The organism is Leptolyngbya sp. FACHB-671, from assembly GCF_014695745.1.
In the GTDB taxonomy this organism is placed as follows: Bacteria; Cyanobacteriota; Cyanobacteriia; order Elainellales; family Elainellaceae; genus JAAUTN01.
This window is the reverse complement of sequence record NZ_JACJOV010000164.1, coordinates 13,776-30,129: the sequence shown is the minus strand read 5'-3', so window position 1 is coordinate 30,129 and position 16,354 is coordinate 13,776. Positions and strand designations below refer to the sequence as shown.

The following is a 16,354-nucleotide window of genomic DNA, read 5'->3' as shown; positions in this document are numbered from 1 at the left end:
GCGGTAGCAGTAGCTTTTGATGCCCTGCTGACAATCTCTCTTCTGCCGCTGCGACGATTTGTTAGCCTGCTGCTTGACGCTCGTTTAGCCATCGCTGGAATGATTTCTGACTTTCCCCTGATGATTGCCCAAGGATTATGTTTTTGACACTGACATCTTCATCAAGTTGATTCCAATGAATTTCGTTTCCATCACCAATTAGCCGCCAGTTATTTCTTTCTTCTACTGAACCATGCAAGATACGCGGATACCATGTCAGTGGGACAGAAATAGTGCGACCGTCAGATAGATCAACAGACAAAGTATCATCTGTAATCTCGATGGTTTGTATTTTTGGGACTTCGAGTAGGTCAACCGTTAAAGAAGTCATTCCAACCCTCTATTAATTGCTCTTAGTTTTAATCAAGCGTGAAGCTCAGTATTGTGAAAGGTGATTACCCCCATCCTACTCTATGACTTTGTTGGTAGTCAGCTTGGCTAGTCACTACGTCCTTTTTTTAGCGCACCTGATCAACTCTTCTCACTATTTCGAGGACATGAAAGTAACTTTTATTTCCATGTCCTCAAAGTGTTCGTTGATCTTTGGGTTTGAAAGACTCAGCGGCTATGTTAGATAGTCTTCAAGTAGAAATTTACCTAAACATTTCTATATGACCACATGCGTTACATTCAAACCAAGCAGCTTCATCTCCATCACTTCCCTCAAAACCGCAAATTTCTCCTCTAGCTCCACACTTTGGGCATTTTTCCTCATTATCGATACGATCTTCCTCCTCCACTAATCTTGGTGGAGGTATTTCTCCTAATCGTCTAAGTGCTTCATAAACCTTTTCAGTAACAAGAAGCAACTTTTTATTGGTTATTGACTGAAATTCGGATGCAAGAACTTCTAGATTATCAACATATGTTTTATCCTGAGCAACTATAATCAGGTCTTCTCTAACTCTAGAAAGAAGTGATTCCCATATAACCTCATCACCGATAGTAATTTTACCGTCTGATGTAGGTGGATTGCCTAAAAGCTTCCTTTGGTACGCCTTATTAATCAGAACATCTGTCAGGACTATGTTTGTAGTGGAAGGGTGATTAAAGATTGCATCAAACTTTTGAGCAACAGGATCTTCGTTACGCTTTTTTGCAGTCTCTAACTTCTGAATCACCAGTTGAGATTTTTCTCGAACCTCTCTACACTTTGTTGTAAGGTCATCGAACTCAGGTAAATCTCTAATCAGAGAGGTACAAAAAGGATTGAACTTAACAGAATCCTGAAAATTTTTAATGAGTTTATTGAGTACCCCTATACGATTGCGATGAAACTCATTGATCGTTTGAGATGTGGTAACTAGATATTGAGAATACTTTGCAATTTCGTCAAGAATATTAATTGGGTTATTTGAAGACTGATAAAAACCAATAAATATATTTGTGTCAATGTAAATTTTCACCATACAGAAGTCGTCACTATTTTTGTTTTAATACTACACTTCAAATTTCTTTGTAGAGAAAGTCCTCTCCGAACAGAGAGTGCTTTGGCTAACTAACCAACTATGTCTATGCTCAGCGGATGCAAGTGACATAAATATTAACACTAAAGACCTTACATTTTGTGCAGCATACTTGTTAGCCCAAAAGAACTATTAATTGGGCTATTAAGATAACCCTTGCTCTTCCAATCAACGATTCTTTAACTAATCTCCTTACTGATTGCACTTTTACAAATCGTCAGAAATTGAAGATTTATTGCTCTCATGTCTCTGAACTTGTAATGAGCTACTTGCATCCACAGGAACTGATGAAAATGCCACTTTTGTATTTAGAAGATTTTCTAAAGAAATATTATCATTAAGCTTAATTCCAGCAAATTCTAAAGTCATTATTGCTTTAACTTTACTTTGAATCACTTGATCTGGAATTTTTTCTATGAGTTCCAAGGATTCATCAAGTTTTCTATCAGCACGGAGTTTTTCAAAAAATTCTGTCATCAGTTTTCGGGATCTATTAGTCTCAACAAAAAACAATGCTGAGACTGCATTTATTATAGTTCCAGAAATCAACCCAACGTATGCAGATATTTGATTAGCTTGCTGAGAACTTGAATCAATCCTTGCTAGTGAGACTACAATTACAGCAAAACCTAAAAAAGCAGATATAATGCTAAACCTGAAACTAAGGCTTGACTGTGTAAGCCCCTGATTATAATACTGCCCTAATAATAGATATTGTTTTTCAACTGGTTTGGCTTGTGACAAATCTCTTTCTCTTAAAAGATGACGTAGCCTGAGATTTTCTGCCTCTACGCCATCTGATTTTTCTGCATTTAAACTATTCTCTAATCTACCTGGAGAACCTGCAACGGACTGAATAACGTCCTTGATAAAAGCTATAAACTTATCTCTATTTTCTTTTTTTCTAAGTCTCCAAACTAAAAAAAGGAAAAGAATCTCAAGTAGATTGTTTAAGACAAAACGTGGAAGACCAACAATAGATGCCAGAATCAAGCTCGTTAAGAACTGCTCCACCTTTTATCTCCTTTACCATGCTTAGTTGAGCTGATTTATACCGTTGTTCTACAGATAATTGAGAAACCTAACTATTATTAGAGAGAAAGTTTCTGCCTAAGATATCTCAAGGAGGTGGATAGGCAGATAATTCAGCATAACATCTCGAATTAGGTGCTTAACCCAGATCATTCTGTATAAGACATTGATTAAGTTGAATAGCCTGAGTTGTTCCATATATTCTCATACTGGTTTAAGTAGACTTCGCGACATATCAACTTTCTATAAAGGCGCATTGCAATGCGCCCTTACCCACACTGCAATATTCAAATCAAATTGGGGCAGATGTGATTTGTGCTAAATAACCTTAGTACTTACCGACCTTGTTGACCAATAGAGGCGATCGCACTCATCCAACGATGCAACGGTATTCATCAACTTTGTGCGATCGCCCCCCCTCCTTATTTCTCCTACTCTCCCCTTCTCCGATCGCGTGTCAAGATACTCATCACCTCACCAGAACTGGGTGCAGGTAAAAGCGGACTCCAGGCATTCACTTCAGCGAAGCCGCGATGATATAAGTCGTGAATTGTTTCAATTACACCATCGCGAGAGCCGATGATGAGAACTCGCAGGCGATCGCGTTCACTATTCTGAAGTGCAGAAACTTCTCTATCAATGGTAGGTACGTTGGGAGATTCTAAAAAACATTGAGACATGAGTTGTAACTCCTTAGGGTTTTTGAGGAAACCCCAAAAACCTAGCCACCCCGCACTCATTCACACGTTGCGCTAAGTGAAAGAACCAAAAGTGATACTTTCACTTTCACGACCTGAAGGGTCAGCAACGGCTTTTTTGACATGACAAGTCGGGGTGGCTAAGGGAGTGTTAAAATTCACCATTAGCCGCCAGACTGCTGTTACCAGTTTGGGGGTTAGTCGCTCATTGCTGCGTCAACAGCTTTGAGCGGCGCTAGATTCTTGGGTTTAGCCGGGTTGCCGTAAGTAAAAAAGACAACCTTAACGTGAGAGCATATCTGAGCGGACGGTATTTAGTCAAATTGATAAGTTTTAAAGTTTTTGAGGGAGTGAAGTGGGCGATCGCCTTCCTCACCAGTATTTTTTCTAGAAAATGTAAATAAAAACAGGTTTGCGAGTTTTAAATCAAGTTTTTGAGTTTTAGACCTGGTTTACGAGTTTTGAATTAGGTTTTTGAGTTTTACAGCCATTCTCCAACGAGTAAGCCATAGCGTAGGGGCAGTTCGCGAACTGCCCTTACAGGGATTTGTGGTTTATCCAAGTGAAAATGGCTGTAAATCAGGTTTCCAACTTCAAAATTAGGTTTTTGAGTTTTGAATCAAGTTTTTAAACTCAGAAAGCTTTAAGAGCAGTGCAAGGACAGGGCTGAAATACAATGGGTAAGTAACTCAGTTTAAGGCAGCAACCTTGGCAAGTAGCTGGTGGGAAATTCAAGTTCTCTGTGATCCGGTTTTGGAAGATTTGGTGTTTTGGCGGCTGGAGGTGTTTGGCTGTCGGGGTACCTCCAGCGAGATTAAGGGGCATTCCTGCCTGACCAAGGCTTATTTGCCTCAAATGCAGGCGCAGTTGTTAGATTTGGCGGCTTTGTCGCTGCTGTTGCGGCAGGATGCGCTGTGTGCCGAGTTGCCGATTCCTGCGATGCAGTGGCATTTGATTGAGGAGGAAGATTGGTCTAGCAGTTGGAAGGATCATTGGCAGCCTCAAGAGGTAGGCGATCGCTTGCTGATCAATCCTGCTTGGTTGCCCAATCCTGAAGCTAGCGATCGCAAAATTTTGCGGCTCGATCCGGGGGTTGCCTTTGGCACTGGGGCACACGCTACTACGCAGCTTTGCCTTGAGTCTTTAGAGATGCGTTTGGGTGAGCCAGGTAATGCCGTGATTGCAGATATTGGCTGCGGCTCTGGCATTCTCTCAATTGGCGCACTGTTGCTCGGTGCAAAACAAATTTATGCGGTTGACAATGACCCCTTGGCGGTGATGTCTACCGAAAGCAACCGAGAACTAAATCAAATTGAGCCACACCGCTTAATTGCGGTTGAGGGCAGCATTGAGCGACTGCCAGAGCTTACATCGGGGCCAGTAGACGGAATTCTCTGCAACATTTTGGCGGAAGTGATTATTGATTTAATTCCGCAAATGGAAGCGATCGTCAAACCCACCACCTGGGGAATTTTCAGTGGCATTTTGCTTGACCAGGTGAAACCCGTCGCTGACACGCTAGAGCAAAGCGGCTGGATTGTTGCAACGCTCTGGCGCAGGAAGGATTGGTGCTGTTTGAATGTACGGCGTTCCTAACGCTATGGAGTGTGTGAATGCATCTGATGAGAAGTGCATTCACACTTTTTAGATTTAGACAAAACGAGTCAACTGCACCCGATAGCGTTCCTTTTTGGTTACGGCGACTTCACCAATTTCCAAGCGCCCTTTGCCCCGAATCGCGACCAGGTCGCCCGATTTAAGCTGATGGCTGGGCTGGGTAACGTCCTTCCAGTTGACCCGCACATCTCCGCCACTAATCATCTCTGCCATTTTGCTGCGTGACATGCCAAACCCAGCAGAGGCAACCGCATCTAGCCGCAAAGAAGCTTCTACGGTCGTCAGTTCTTTCTTTTTGGGTTCCCGAATTTTCAGTTCGCTCAGGTCAATCTGCCGCGTTTTGACGGGAACTGAGCGTACTTGAGTCAGACTCATTTCCAGAAATGCGACCAGTTCGGGAACGACGATCGCCTGTCCGCCTCGTTCTCCCAAAACAATGATGTCGCCCACCTTGTCGCGCACCAGTCCCGTGCCTAGCAGTGACCCCAAAAAGTCGCGATGAGTCGCTGAGTCAAACAGAAAGTTTCCGGCAATGTCTAGCGCGGCGATCGCCACCTGAGACTGATCTAAAGGAATTTCAGGACGAGCGATCGCCACACGCTGACGTTCGGCTTGCGGATAGCCTCCCCAAGCCAGCAGTTGCACCTCAGTCAGCCGTGCAAACATTTGCTGCACTTCAGCTAACTCAGGCGGCGAAAGAAAATCGGTACAGACCACCTCCCAGGTTTTAATAGCCTGATCAGCCTGGTCAATGACCCGTGCAGCGCTGTCTCGATTTTCGATTCCCTGAAGCAGTTCTTCTCTAGGCAGCATAATTGAGCGATCGCCTTAAAGCTCTAATTTTAATACTGTTACAGCTACAGCGTTTTTCCAGATGAATAACACACAGGTAAGGGCGAACGGCCGTTCGCCCCTACAGCGATTTGTTCTAAGAATTGCATCTTCCAAAGAAAAAGGGGCGCACCGCAAAGCGATCGCCCCTCACGCTGGTCAAACTTGACTTGAGCAACAGACTTCGTCAGGCAGCAGCTTATAGACTACTGCTCAGTTCTCTACCTGACTCAGCCCGACAGACGCAGGAAAAACCCCGCTGCTCAAACGTTTGAACAGACACAGCAATGGTGCTGAAGCCTGTTCAGGATCATGATTAGATCGGTGCATTGTGAAAAAATGCTGACCTTTCAATCTCCCCTCAATGCCGACGAAGTTAGCTGACGGGCTAGGACTGAGAGATGTCCTTCTCAATTAACCTCAGAGATAAGCCCCAAATTTGGTTCCTCCGTTCCAGGAAGTGCGTTAAAGAAAATCGCAAGACCCGGATTAAGCTGACCTATTCAGTTTGATGACAGGATAGCCTCTAGTTAGATACTTCGTCAACCCAATGTGTTGAATATGTATTGAATAACTCGAATATGTAACTTAAAAGACAATTGCAGATCGAGATAGATTGGCGATCGCTAATTGGCTCAAACGCCTCAGCCATAAGGCATCTACCGCAAGATAGTTAGAAGCTCACCTGAAACATGTTAATTTATCAAACGTTGTATGAGTTGCGATGGGCATTTGCCCAAAAATCTCGTACTCTAAATGAGTGGTGAATGCATTCTGTAGATTCACTCACGTTTGGTTCTATTTCAGTTCTGTTTTAGTAGTTGAGTGGGAGCCTAATCCAAACCTATTGGTAGGTTTGAAGCGGAGGAACCAATTGTTTATCGGGGCTAATCTCAATATGAGAGAGACACCTTCCAGTCTTAGCCCGTCAGCTAACTCCGTCGGCCTTGGAAGGAGAACTCAAGGATTTGACTAAGCTATCTGTAGAAGTGGTTGTTTAGGCTTACAAGGTTGTAAAACCGGGAGTATCCCTAAACTTGCTAATGCAGCTAGAGTCGCTGGAGTCTCCTCAAGCAGGGTGTTTCTGTTTGGATCAAGTCTATCCAGATGGGTACAGTCCTTCTTTCCTGACCCACCTCTCATTTCTAGTTCACTTCGTGGAGAGGTCAAAGCTGTGAAAATCAAACCGATGTTAGCTCGTCTGCAAGGTACGCTAGGTCAACGCAACCTGGTCGAGCAAATGCTGCTGTTACCAGAGCCAGAAGTGTCTGCGTCAGCTAATTTTCAGTCGCAGGAGCTAGCCCAAGAGTCGATTAATCTGATGGTTGGCTACACGGGTTCTCCTTGCAGCCAAACGGCTCTAGATCTGACTTTTTGGATGGCGCACCAAACTCGTTTGGCGACCCAAAAGCAAGTAACAGTGCATGTGGTTTATGTGGTTGATGAGGTTGCAACCCTAACCAAAACAACTCGATCGAACTCTAAAGGAAATGGTGGGAGACAATTGCTGCACGCTTCTAGAACAGAGCGTTCTAGCACTGCAACGTTGACCCGTCCTGAAACTCCATTTGAGCAAGCAGACCGGATTCTTTGGCAGGCTCGGTGCCTAGCTGAGGAATGGCGCGGGTCGCTAAATACTCACTTGCGGATTGGAAATTGCGCTGAGGAGTTAAAGCAGGTGGCGATCGCCGAATCTGCCGATGTCCTCGTTTTGGGTTGCCGTTCTGTTCGCCATCCTCTAATTTCGCAGTGGTCCAAAAGGTTTCCCTGCGCAGTTTTAGGAATTCCGGCGATCGTCAATCTAGATTTGTAGCTACACATTTTTTACAGCAATTTCCACTTGGATAAACTACAAATCTCTGTAGGGGCAGTTCACGAATCGCCCCTACACCTTACCCGTTCTGAGAATTCTAAAAGATTCAAATCTCCCATTCTTGAAAATTTTAGGAAACTGCAAGACGAGGTAGCTTCTTTGAAGGAAGTCACAAGGAAGCCACAAATCAGGATTCCGAGAACTAGTCTGTATTGCAGCTGTGTTGCAGGAAGTATGGCAAAGAAAACAGCGATAGACGAGATCTCTAAACAAGTCATAGATCTGTATAAACAGATTGATCAGCAGACCCGCGAATTTCAGATTGCTACTCAGCTTCACTGTCCGACGGGTTGTGGTCGCTGCTGCGAAAACCCTCATGTAGAAGCTACCCCTCTAGAGATGGTGCCGCTGGCAGTGGAGCTATTTCGGCAAGGTGAAGCAGCGAAATGGCTGGAGAAGTCGGCTGAGGTGAATGAAACGAATGCCTGCCTCTTTTACGAGCCTGATTCGGACGTACCCGGAAATGGACGCTGTCAGGTTTACCTTTGGCGACCGTCTATTTGCAGGTTATTTGGCTATGCAACGGTGGCAGATCGAGAGGGACAGCCCAGTTTTGCTGCCTGTATGCGCCACAAAGCAGATGTTCCAGAAGCTGTGACGACCATTCAGAAGGCGATCGCCAATGGTTTGCCTGCTCCTAGTTTTGCTGTGTCCCAACAAATTGCCCACCTCGCTCCCCATTTGAGTGCTGAGCGAATGCCGCTCAATCAGGCTCTCAACGTTGCTTTGAGGTGGGTTGGGCTGCGTTTGCAGATGGAAGAACAAGTTGAGCGATCGGACACCGATTCGGTTCAGCAAAGCAGTTAGTCCCGCGTCAATTCCACGTCCCTGCTAGGATCAAGAAGAATGAGTATGTTTCTTGATGAATAGCTATGTCATTGGACAATCTGCGCGATCTTTATCAGCAGGTCATTCTAGAGCGCTATAAAAAGCCTCGCAACCGGGGCAAAACTGATCCAGTCGATCGCTACCAGAAAGGACACAACCCTTCCTGTGGCGACACGATTGAGCTAACCCTGCAACTGAATGACGCAGAAGACCAGATTCAAGACGTAAAGTTTGAGGGAGAAGGCTGTGCGATCGCGATGGCATCGGTTGATCTGATGGCTGATGCATTGCGGGGCAAAACTACTGCCGAAGCTCTGGAAATGGTGCAAAAGTTTCAGGCAATGATGAAGGGCGAGGCAGAATTTCCTTCGGAGTTGCGAAAGCTTAACGTGATGCAGGGCGTTGCTCAGTTTCCAGTGCGAATCAAGTGTGCCAACCTGTCTTGGCATACGGTCAAGGCAGCTTTGGAACTAGCGAAGGACGTTCAGCCTGCTGGGTTTATCAGCAACGAGTAAGATTAAAATTCTGTTTTGAAGGTTGGGTACCATTGTTCCATAATCTTCAAGATATTAAGTTGAAGTGCCATCAAGAATTACAGAAAACATGCCAACCAACGTTGACTTTTTTCAATTTGCTCAATGGGCGGGGATCGCAACCCTGGTATTTGGAGCGATCGCCCTGCTTGGCTTTTTATTCAAATGGGGCATCCGGTTTCGGCTGGTTGGTGCGACAGGTTTGCTGGTGGTGCTGACAGTAGGGCTGTTTGGGCTGGGATTATTTCCCTTTACCCGCACGGTGATTCCAGGTGCGGTGCGGTACTCCACCATTTATGACTCTGGCGCTGATCGGGTGGTGATCGTGGTGCCTCAAACCATTACAGAAACAGAACTAACTGCCACTTTGCAGCAAGCAGCCAGCAATCTGTTTTCTCCCGGTCGTCTCAGTCGAGGCGATGACAAGCTAACCATTCGGGCGCGGACAGTACTACATCCCCAACCAGGAATTTCCCAACCGTTGTACTTAGGGCAAATTAGGCGATCGCTCTTTATCCGCGACGATGAGCAAATGGAAATCAAACTCTACCCCGAAAACTTCGCCCAGCTTCCCCCGCCCGAAGTACCTTCTGAAGTGGAGCCAGCCAGTATGTCCAATATGTAAGGACTTCCTGATGCAAGTGGGAGTAAGGGGAGCGAGGGAACTAGGAGTGAACAACAGCAAACTCCTCTACCCCCAACCCCTAATCCCCACTGTTCTATACAGCTTTATGAAAATTGGTATAAAGTGATTCTTACTAAATTTTTGCCTTTCGCCGCTGATGGTGATGGTTGCTTTGCCTTATGACCCATTCATCCTTGTCTCAAAGTTCGGATGTTGCGAGTTCTGCTCCGCTGTTTACGCTAAATTTGGCTCCTGCTACGGTAATCCGAGGGCAGGACGCACTGGCCCAATCGGGAGAAGCGATCGCCCGTTTGGGGAAAAGACCGCTTTTAGTGGGGGGCGATCGCACCCTAGCCGCCGTACAGCCCTTTCTTCAACCTGTTCTAGAGCAGCGGCTAGCAGCAGCTCAAGCTTCTTACGGAGCAGATTGCAGTGAGGCAAGCTTAGCGGCATTGCGGCAAGCAGCAACCGACCATGACGCAGATCTGATCATCGGGGTGGGCGGCGGCAAGGCGCTGGATGCAGCCAAGCTGCTAGCCTATCAGCTCGATCTGCCAATTGTAACGATCCCTACTTCTGCGGCGACCTGTGCTGCTTGGACTGCGCTGTCAAACGTCTACTCTGACCAGGGTGCGTTTCTTTATGATGTCAGTCTGGCTCGCTGCCCTGATCTGCTGCTGCTGGACTATCGGCTACTCCAGACTGCTTCCAACCGCACCCTAATTGCTGGGATTGGGGATGCCCTGGCGAAATGGTACGAGGCATCGGTGAGCAGCGGACACTCTGACCAAACTTTAGTGATTGGGGCAGTGCAGCAGGCGCGTGTTTTGCGCGACATTCTATTTCAAAAATCGGCGGTGGCACTTCAAGCTCCGGGCAGCGCGGCTTGGCGAGAAGTGGTGGATGCAACGGTGCTGCTGGCTGGAGTGATTGGTGGATTGGGTGGCGCTCAATGCCGCACGGTAGCGGCTCATGCCGTTCACAATGGTTTAACTCATTTGCTTGAAAGTCACGGTACGCTGCACGGAGAGAAGGTTGCTTACGGCATTTTGGTGCAGCTTCGCCTGGAGGAAATGGTGCAAGGCAATCAGCTAGCCGCAACGGCGCGCCAACAGTTGCTCAAGTTTTATGCAGAAATTGGTTTGCCTCAGAGCTTGTCTGATTTAGGCTTAGCGGAGGTGACGCTGGCAAATCTGCAACGTGCCGCAGAAGTTGCCTGTTCAGTCGGGTCTGATATTCATCGGTTGCCCTTTGAGGTTACGCCTGCTCACCTGATGGCAGCAATGGTATCTACAACAGCGCCCTGTCAGGGATTCAGAATTTCAGAGCCAGATGGAACTTCGACCAGGCAAGCGCTGTCCAATATAGCTCATTCTTCTAATGAGGTGCAGGCATGAGCTTAGACTGGATTACCCCCGCTGATCGCCTCAGTGCTCTGCCGCCCTATGTCTTTGCGCGGTTAGATGAACTGAAAGCCCGTGCCCGTGAGCAGGGACTAGATTTGATTGACCTGGGAATGGGCAACCCAGATGGACCAACGCCGCAACCCGTCGTGGATGCCGCGATCGCCGCTCTGCAAAATCCGGCAAACCACGGTTATCCGCCCTTTGAGGGAACTGCCAGCTTCCGTCGCGCCATTACTGATTGGTATGGTCGCCGCTACGGAGTTGAGCTTGATCCCGATGGTGAAGCGTTGCCGCTGCTAGGTTCTAAAGAAGGACTGACGCATTTGGCGATCGCCTATGTCAATCCAGGTGACTTGGTTTTAGTACCCAGTCCTTCCTATCCGGCTCACTTTCGCGGTCCGCTAATTGCGGGGGGCAAAATTCACAGCATCATTCTGAAGCCAGAACAGGATTGGCTGATTGACCTGGGATCGATTCCAGACTCAGTGGCAGAACAGGCGAAAATCCTGTATTTCAACTATCCCAGCAACCCCACCGCAGCAACCGCTCCCCGTGAATTTTTCCAAGACATCGTCAAGTTTGCTCGCAAACACGAAATTCTGCTAGTTCACGACCTGTGCTACGCAGAACTGGCATTTGATGGCTTTCACCCTACCAGTCTGCTGGAAATTCCCGGTGCCAAAGAAATTGGCGTGGAGTTTCACACGCTCTCCAAAACCTACAACATGGCAGGTTGGCGGGTCGGCTTTGTCGTCGGCAATCGCCATGTGATTCAGGGTTTGCGAACCTTAAAAACCAACCTGGATTACGGCATTTTTGCAGCGCTCCAGTCGGCTGCTGAAACTGCGCTGCAACTACCAGATGTTTACCTGCATGAAGTGCAGGCCCGCTACCGCACCCGTCGCGACTTTTTGATTGACGGTTTGGCAAAGCTGGGCTGGACAGTGCCCAAAACCAGAGCCACGATGTATCTCTGGGTGCCCTGCCCACCGGGAGTTGGCTCTACTGACTTTGCCCTCTCGGTGCTACAGCAAACTGGAGTTGTAGTTACTCCCGGCAATGCGTTTGGCGCAGGCGGCGAAGGCTATGTGCGGATTAGCTTGATTGCAGAGTGCGATCGCCTCCAGGACGCACTCCAGCGATTCCACCAGGCAAACATCCGCTATCAGCCTGAAGCTGTAATTTCGTAAAATCTTTGATTCAAGATTTGATTTCAGGGGTGGTAGGTTGAGCTTGCCACCCCTGAAATTTTATTTATAACGTTCCTCTAAATGAAAGGGCACTCCGTAGAACGGGTGCCCTTCCATCTGTAGACCTAATCTTGGGAATTGGTATTAGACGCAACCGTACAGCCCGCATTCGCTTGAGAATCAGACTCAGGTGGTACTAACCCAACCACATGAGGTACAGGGCGGGGCGTATAGCCCACTAATGACTCGCCCCGATAAGCCAGAGAAGTGCTTGCTCCAGAGTCGAGCATGACCGCATCCTGAAGCCCTGACTGGTGCAGCATTTCGCCCAGCGAGATGGAATCGACGTAAGAAGTGGACACCCCAATTACAGGTTGTCCATCCTGGCTGATTCCCCAAAAAGCTCGGTGTCGTCTGGCATCAAAATCAAACAGGCTACCAAAAGTACTGGCAGGCTGAGGCTCACCGTCTTTGACCAACCACGCCGCTGCCACAAAGGCATCGGTGACATCCGCCATTTCAGCCTGAATGCCTTCCAGAGTGTTATGTTTGTCCGCGTCAAAGGGAACGAAACGTACCTGGGTTGAACTGATTAGCACTAGCGGTCGCCCGTTTAGCAGCGGATTCTCACTCGCGTTTCCGGGAACGAAAACGCCTACGCTCTGGCTCAGGACGGGACCGACCATCACGTTTGAGTCGAGATATTTGAGTGAGAAGAAGCCTCCATCTACAGCAGCAGCAACTTCGCTGTCGGCAATAATTTCCTCAACCTGATAGCGGCTATCGGCATGAATGGTGACAGGCTTGCCGCCAGAAATGAGAATCAGCGGCACATCGTCGTAAGTGACTTCGTTCACCTGGATGGGAGCGGCAAAGTCAAACGCGGTTCCCCATCTTCGAGGTGAAGGTCCACCCCAGGCATCAGCAATCACCTCTTCAATTTGCGATTGTCCGATCCGGTCGATGGTCAGCAGATTGGTGGACTCTCCTGCCATCAGATTTTCTTCATCGTTCATGGTCAAAGCCGCTTCAAATCCGGCTTTGCGAACTTCCCCAGCAACTCGCGCATCGTACTTGCCTTCGGGGTAAGTGAAATAGCGGATCGGGATGCCCAACTGTTCCTGTAGAATCCGGCGAGACTCGACAACTTCCTGGGTCAACGTCTCATCTGACAGGTCGCGCAGGTCGGGTGGGTGCATAACGCTATGGGCGGAGATCGTCACTAGCGGATCTGCTGCCATTTCCTTTAGCTGCTCCCAGGTTAGTCCGGGTCTGCCGTAGTCGCGGCTAACTTTATGCGTATAGACGGAAAATAAACCGGGATAGCCGTATTCTCTCAGCAGCGGCAGAACGTAGTCGTAGTGACCCTTGTAGCCGTCATCAAAGGTCAGCAAAACGGGCTTTTCGGGCAACGGCAAACCCGTTCGCAGATGTGCCACCAGTTGATCCATACTGACAGGCGTTAGCCCATTCTCTTTGATTAATTCCAGATGTTCTCGAAATTCCTCTGGGGTGACATCAAAAAATACCTCTTTTTCAGGCAGAATGTCGTGATACATCAGGATCGGTACTCTGGCTAACCGGGCACGCTGATGAATTTCAGGCCAAGCCGCAGGGGTCAGTTGTGCGGCTAACTGAGGTCCAAAGCTCTGCAAGATTGCGCCCAAACCGCTTTCTGGCTCCTCCATCCAGGTTGCAGCCTGCATTAGGTTTTGAGTCAGGTCACTAATTTGCAGGGCAGAGCGGTTAGGTTGCAGGGAACAAGCTTGCTCAGGCAATAGTTTGGTTTCATCTTCAAGGGCTTCGTCATCCAGGCTTGTACTGGGGAGTTGAGCAGTACGAAGCAGTTCCCCCTTTGGGGTAATCGCCCCCTGCGAAAGAGTAGCAGCATTAGACGAAAACCCCAGAGGAGTCAAAATGACTGCAAGGCTAAGGATCAGGCTGCGGTTCAGGAACTTAATCGTTTTGCAGCGGCGCAACAGAGAATCCCGATCAATCGGCATCATACGAGTCTTAAAGATCTACGGGTATCGTTGTTAGGTTTAACCGATTTTTTCAACTTTCTCAGGTTTTGTAGGTGACACTAACCCAAGAAATTAGAAACTTTATAGAACTTACGTCAGAATACAGCAGATTCGGGATAGGAATTATGGTCTTTCAAGGTACACCCTAATTCTCAACTTCCAGCAAAAAATTCTTCAATAACTGTTTCCCAGAATCCGTAAGAATGCTCTCTGGATGAAACTGTACGCCTTGAATGTGGGGATAGTCTCGGTGACGTACGCCCATAATTGTGCCGTCCTCTACCCAGGCTGTCACCTCCAACTCATCAGGACAGGTTTGGGCATCAATCACTAAACTGTGATAGCGAGTTGCCGTAAATGGATTGGCTAACCCTTTGAACACCCCCACACCTTTGTGCTGCACAGGGGAGGTTTTGCCGTGCATAAGTTCTGGAGCGGAGGTAATCTTGCCGCCAAACACTTGACCGATTCCTTGATGCCCCAGACATACGCCCAGAATGGGGGTTTCAGTTCCCAATTCTTTAATTAAGGCGGGAGAAATTCCGGCATCTTCGGGGCGACCTGGACCAGGGGAAATCACGATCGCGTCAGGCTGCAATTGCCGGATCTGCTCCAGGCTAATTTGGTCGTTGCGATAAACCTGAATATCCGCTGCGATGGGCAACTCAGCTCCCAATTCACCCAGGTATTGCACCAGGTTGTATGTAAAACTGTCGTAATTATCGATAACGAGAATCATAGTGAGTCGATGATGAATAATTTAAACAGGATTAAAAATTTCTGCTGATATCTGCTTTAGAGAAATTTACAGCACCGTAGTAGCGAAGTGAGTCTGCAAGCAAGTTTAAAGTGTTGGGTTGCGCTCTGCTCCACCCAACCTGCGGGGCTACTGCCTGTAGTTGGGTGGGTTGGGTGAAGCGCAGCGCAATCTACGTTCTAATCTTGACGTGCTGTTACCAAGAATAGACTAGTCGTATTTAGGGTGAGTATTGCTACTCCTCCTAAATACAACAGTGTTACCTATCGTGCCAAAGTGGTTTGAATTAACGCTATCAGAGGCGGCAGCAACAAAGAACCTGCAACCAGCAGCGATGCCATTGCAGAAACCAGAACAGCTCCGGCAGCGCAGTCTTTGGCGATTCTGGCTAGATCGTGATAGTTTTGCTTGACGGTCAGGTCAACCACAGATTCGATCGCCGTATTGAGCAATTCCATCGTCAGGACAGCCCCAGTCGTTAGCCCAATAATGGCGATTTCAACGGCGCTGAGATCGAGGAAGATGCTGAGGGCGATCGCCACTAGCCCCACGACGAGGTGAATCCGAAAGTTGCGCTGCGTTTGAAACGCATAGCTTAGCCCTGCCCAAGCATACTTAAAGCTGACCACCAGGCTAGACGCAATCCGCCAAGAGAGTTCGCGATTTGGCTTAACCAGCTTAGGAGCATGAGGTGGTGTCTCTGTCGATAATTCTTGGGACATAGGCAGAAAAATTAAGGGAACGAGAGCGGCCAGGGCAGATCTGTAATCAAAGCAGATCTGCTCAATTTTAGACCCTATGCAAGACTGCGCTGTAAGATTCTGCACTGTCCTGTGCCAATTGGTTCCAAACAGACCCTGAGTGACCTTATGTTACAGCTTACTCAGTCTAGGTCAAGATTTTTCTGCTAGATATTGAGTACTCAGCCCCACCGATTGCAGCAAAGTTTCTTGCTGAACCAGCATGTCCCTTAAGCTGTCATTATCTGGATGATCCCAACCGAGCAGGTGAAGCAGCCCGTGCGCTGACAACCAGGCTAACTCTTGCTGCAAGGAATGTCCCTCTTGTTGAGCTTGCGATCGCGCCGTCTCAACCGAGATTACAATATCTCCCAAATACAGCGGCATTTTTGCCTGGTGTTCAAACCGGGGAGTTTCTACTTCCAATGCTGCAAACGCCAGCACGTCTGTCGGCTGATCTTTCTGGCGATATTGGGCATTGAGGGACTGAATTTCGGCATCGTCGGTCAGCCGCAGACACAGTTCGTAAACGCCTGTAGCTGCCAGATCTGGCTGCAAATGCTCTAGCCAGCGACTAAACCAGTCCTGCCAAGTTTCATCCGAGATCGGCGATTCTGAAGCTGGCTCAGGTTCAAAAAAAACATCCTGGATGCTGATTTCTACCTGCACAGGTTGATTGGCTAATTTCACGATGA

General features: G+C 47.8%; 17 protein-coding genes and 2 riboswitches. Of the genes, 8 read left to right on the top strand and 9 right to left on the bottom strand.

The window, feature by feature from the left end; translation table 11 throughout:
* Positions 1-61 precede the first annotated feature (61 nt).
* The 4 genes from H6F93_RS30920 to H6F93_RS30905 form a co-directional block, all read right to left on the bottom strand.
* Positions 62-370: a DUF2442 domain-containing protein gene (locus H6F93_RS30920; protein WP_190689563.1), complete on the bottom strand. Its 309-nt coding sequence runs from the start codon at positions 368-370 to the stop codon at positions 62-64.
* Positions 371-632: 262 nt separating this feature from the next.
* Positions 633-1,448: a PIN domain-containing protein gene (locus tag H6F93_RS30915; protein WP_190689560.1), complete on the bottom strand. Its 816-nt coding sequence runs from the start codon at positions 1,446-1,448 to the stop codon at positions 633-635.
* A gap of 264 nt (positions 1,449-1,712) precedes the next feature.
* Entirely contained in the window at positions 1,713-2,519 is an 807-nt protein-coding gene (locus H6F93_RS30910; RefSeq protein ID WP_190689557.1) for a TRADD-N-associated membrane domain-containing protein, read from the bottom strand.
* 449 nt (positions 2,520-2,968) lie between these two features.
* Entirely contained in the window at positions 2,969-3,217 is a 249-nt protein-coding gene (locus tag H6F93_RS30905) for a hypothetical protein (RefSeq protein ID WP_190689554.1), read from the bottom strand.
* 726 nt (positions 3,218-3,943) lie between these two features.
* On the opposite strand from H6F93_RS30905, the gene prmA reads away from it, so the two are divergent.
* Entirely contained in the window at positions 3,944-4,831 is an 888-nt protein-coding gene (prmA, locus tag H6F93_RS30900; RefSeq protein ID WP_190689551.1) for a 50S ribosomal protein L11 methyltransferase, read from the top strand.
* A 54-nt stretch (positions 4,832-4,885) separates the two neighbouring features.
* Here prmA and H6F93_RS30895 read toward each other — a convergent pair whose 3' ends face one another.
* Entirely contained in the window at positions 4,886-5,665 is a 780-nt protein-coding gene (locus H6F93_RS30895) for a photosystem II electron transport protein, Sll1252 family (protein ID WP_190689548.1), read from the bottom strand.
* Between the two features lie 61 nt (positions 5,666-5,726).
* Between H6F93_RS30895 and H6F93_RS34885 the strand changes: the two genes are divergently transcribed.
* The 7 genes from H6F93_RS34885 (at position 5,727) to H6F93_RS30865 (ending at position 12,138) form a co-directional block, all read left to right on the top strand.
* Positions 5,727-5,852, top strand: coding sequence for a hypothetical protein (locus H6F93_RS34885; protein ID WP_277882890.1), 126 nt, complete (start codon positions 5,727-5,729; stop codon positions 5,850-5,852).
* A 181-nt stretch (positions 5,853-6,033) separates the two neighbouring features.
* A riboswitch (cyclic di-AMP (ydaO/yuaA leader) is annotated at positions 6,034-6,188 on the bottom strand.
* A 315-nt stretch (positions 6,189-6,503) separates the two neighbouring features.
* Positions 6,504-6,645: riboswitch (cyclic di-AMP (ydaO/yuaA leader) on the top strand.
* 212 nt (positions 6,646-6,857) lie between these two features.
* Positions 6,858-7,496 (top strand): universal stress protein, encoded by a 639-nt coding sequence (locus H6F93_RS30890; protein ID WP_347277384.1) that lies wholly within the window; start codon positions 6,858-6,860, stop codon positions 7,494-7,496.
* A gap of 234 nt (positions 7,497-7,730) precedes the next feature.
* Positions 7,731-8,363 (top strand): YkgJ family cysteine cluster protein, encoded by a 633-nt coding sequence (locus tag H6F93_RS30885; protein ID WP_190689544.1) that lies wholly within the window; start codon positions 7,731-7,733, stop codon positions 8,361-8,363.
* Positions 8,364-8,428: 65 nt separating this feature from the next.
* Complete coding sequence (sufU, locus tag H6F93_RS30880; protein ID WP_190689541.1) at positions 8,429-8,899, top strand: Fe-S cluster assembly sulfur transfer protein SufU; 471 nt, start codon at positions 8,429-8,431, stop codon at positions 8,897-8,899.
* Positions 8,900-8,987: 88 nt separating this feature from the next.
* Positions 8,988-9,542, top strand: coding sequence for a Ycf51 family protein (locus H6F93_RS30875; RefSeq protein ID WP_190642456.1), 555 nt, complete (start codon positions 8,988-8,990; stop codon positions 9,540-9,542).
* A gap of 179 nt (positions 9,543-9,721) precedes the next feature.
* Positions 9,722-10,939 (top strand): iron-containing alcohol dehydrogenase family protein, encoded by a 1,218-nt coding sequence (locus tag H6F93_RS30870; protein WP_190689537.1) that lies wholly within the window; start codon positions 9,722-9,724, stop codon positions 10,937-10,939.
* Positions 10,936-12,138: an aspartate aminotransferase gene (locus H6F93_RS30865; RefSeq protein ID WP_190689534.1), complete on the top strand. Its 1,203-nt coding sequence runs from the start codon at positions 10,936-10,938 to the stop codon at positions 12,136-12,138. Before H6F93_RS30870 ends, H6F93_RS30865 begins: the two co-directional genes overlap by 4 nt.
* 125 nt (positions 12,139-12,263) lie before the next feature.
* Here the strand turns inward: H6F93_RS30865 and H6F93_RS30860 are convergent, their stop codons facing one another.
* The 4 genes from H6F93_RS30860 to ybeY all read right to left on the bottom strand — a co-directional run bounded on the left by H6F93_RS30860 (position 12,264) and on the right by ybeY (position 16,349).
* Positions 12,264-14,144: a polysaccharide deacetylase family protein gene (locus H6F93_RS30860; RefSeq protein WP_242043711.1), complete on the bottom strand. Its 1,881-nt coding sequence runs from the start codon at positions 14,142-14,144 to the stop codon at positions 12,264-12,266.
* A 163-nt stretch (positions 14,145-14,307) separates the two neighbouring features.
* Positions 14,308-14,901, bottom strand: coding sequence for an anthranilate synthase component II (locus H6F93_RS30855; RefSeq protein WP_190689531.1), 594 nt, complete (start codon positions 14,899-14,901; stop codon positions 14,308-14,310).
* Between the two features lie 281 nt (positions 14,902-15,182).
* Positions 15,183-15,641, bottom strand: coding sequence for a diacylglycerol kinase family protein (locus H6F93_RS30850; protein WP_190642460.1), 459 nt, complete (start codon positions 15,639-15,641; stop codon positions 15,183-15,185).
* 171 nt (positions 15,642-15,812) lie between these two features.
* Positions 15,813-16,349 (bottom strand): rRNA maturation RNase YbeY, encoded by a 537-nt coding sequence (ybeY, locus tag H6F93_RS30845; RefSeq protein WP_524538047.1) that lies wholly within the window; start codon positions 16,347-16,349, stop codon positions 15,813-15,815.
* Positions 16,350-16,354: the final 5 nt, after the last annotated feature.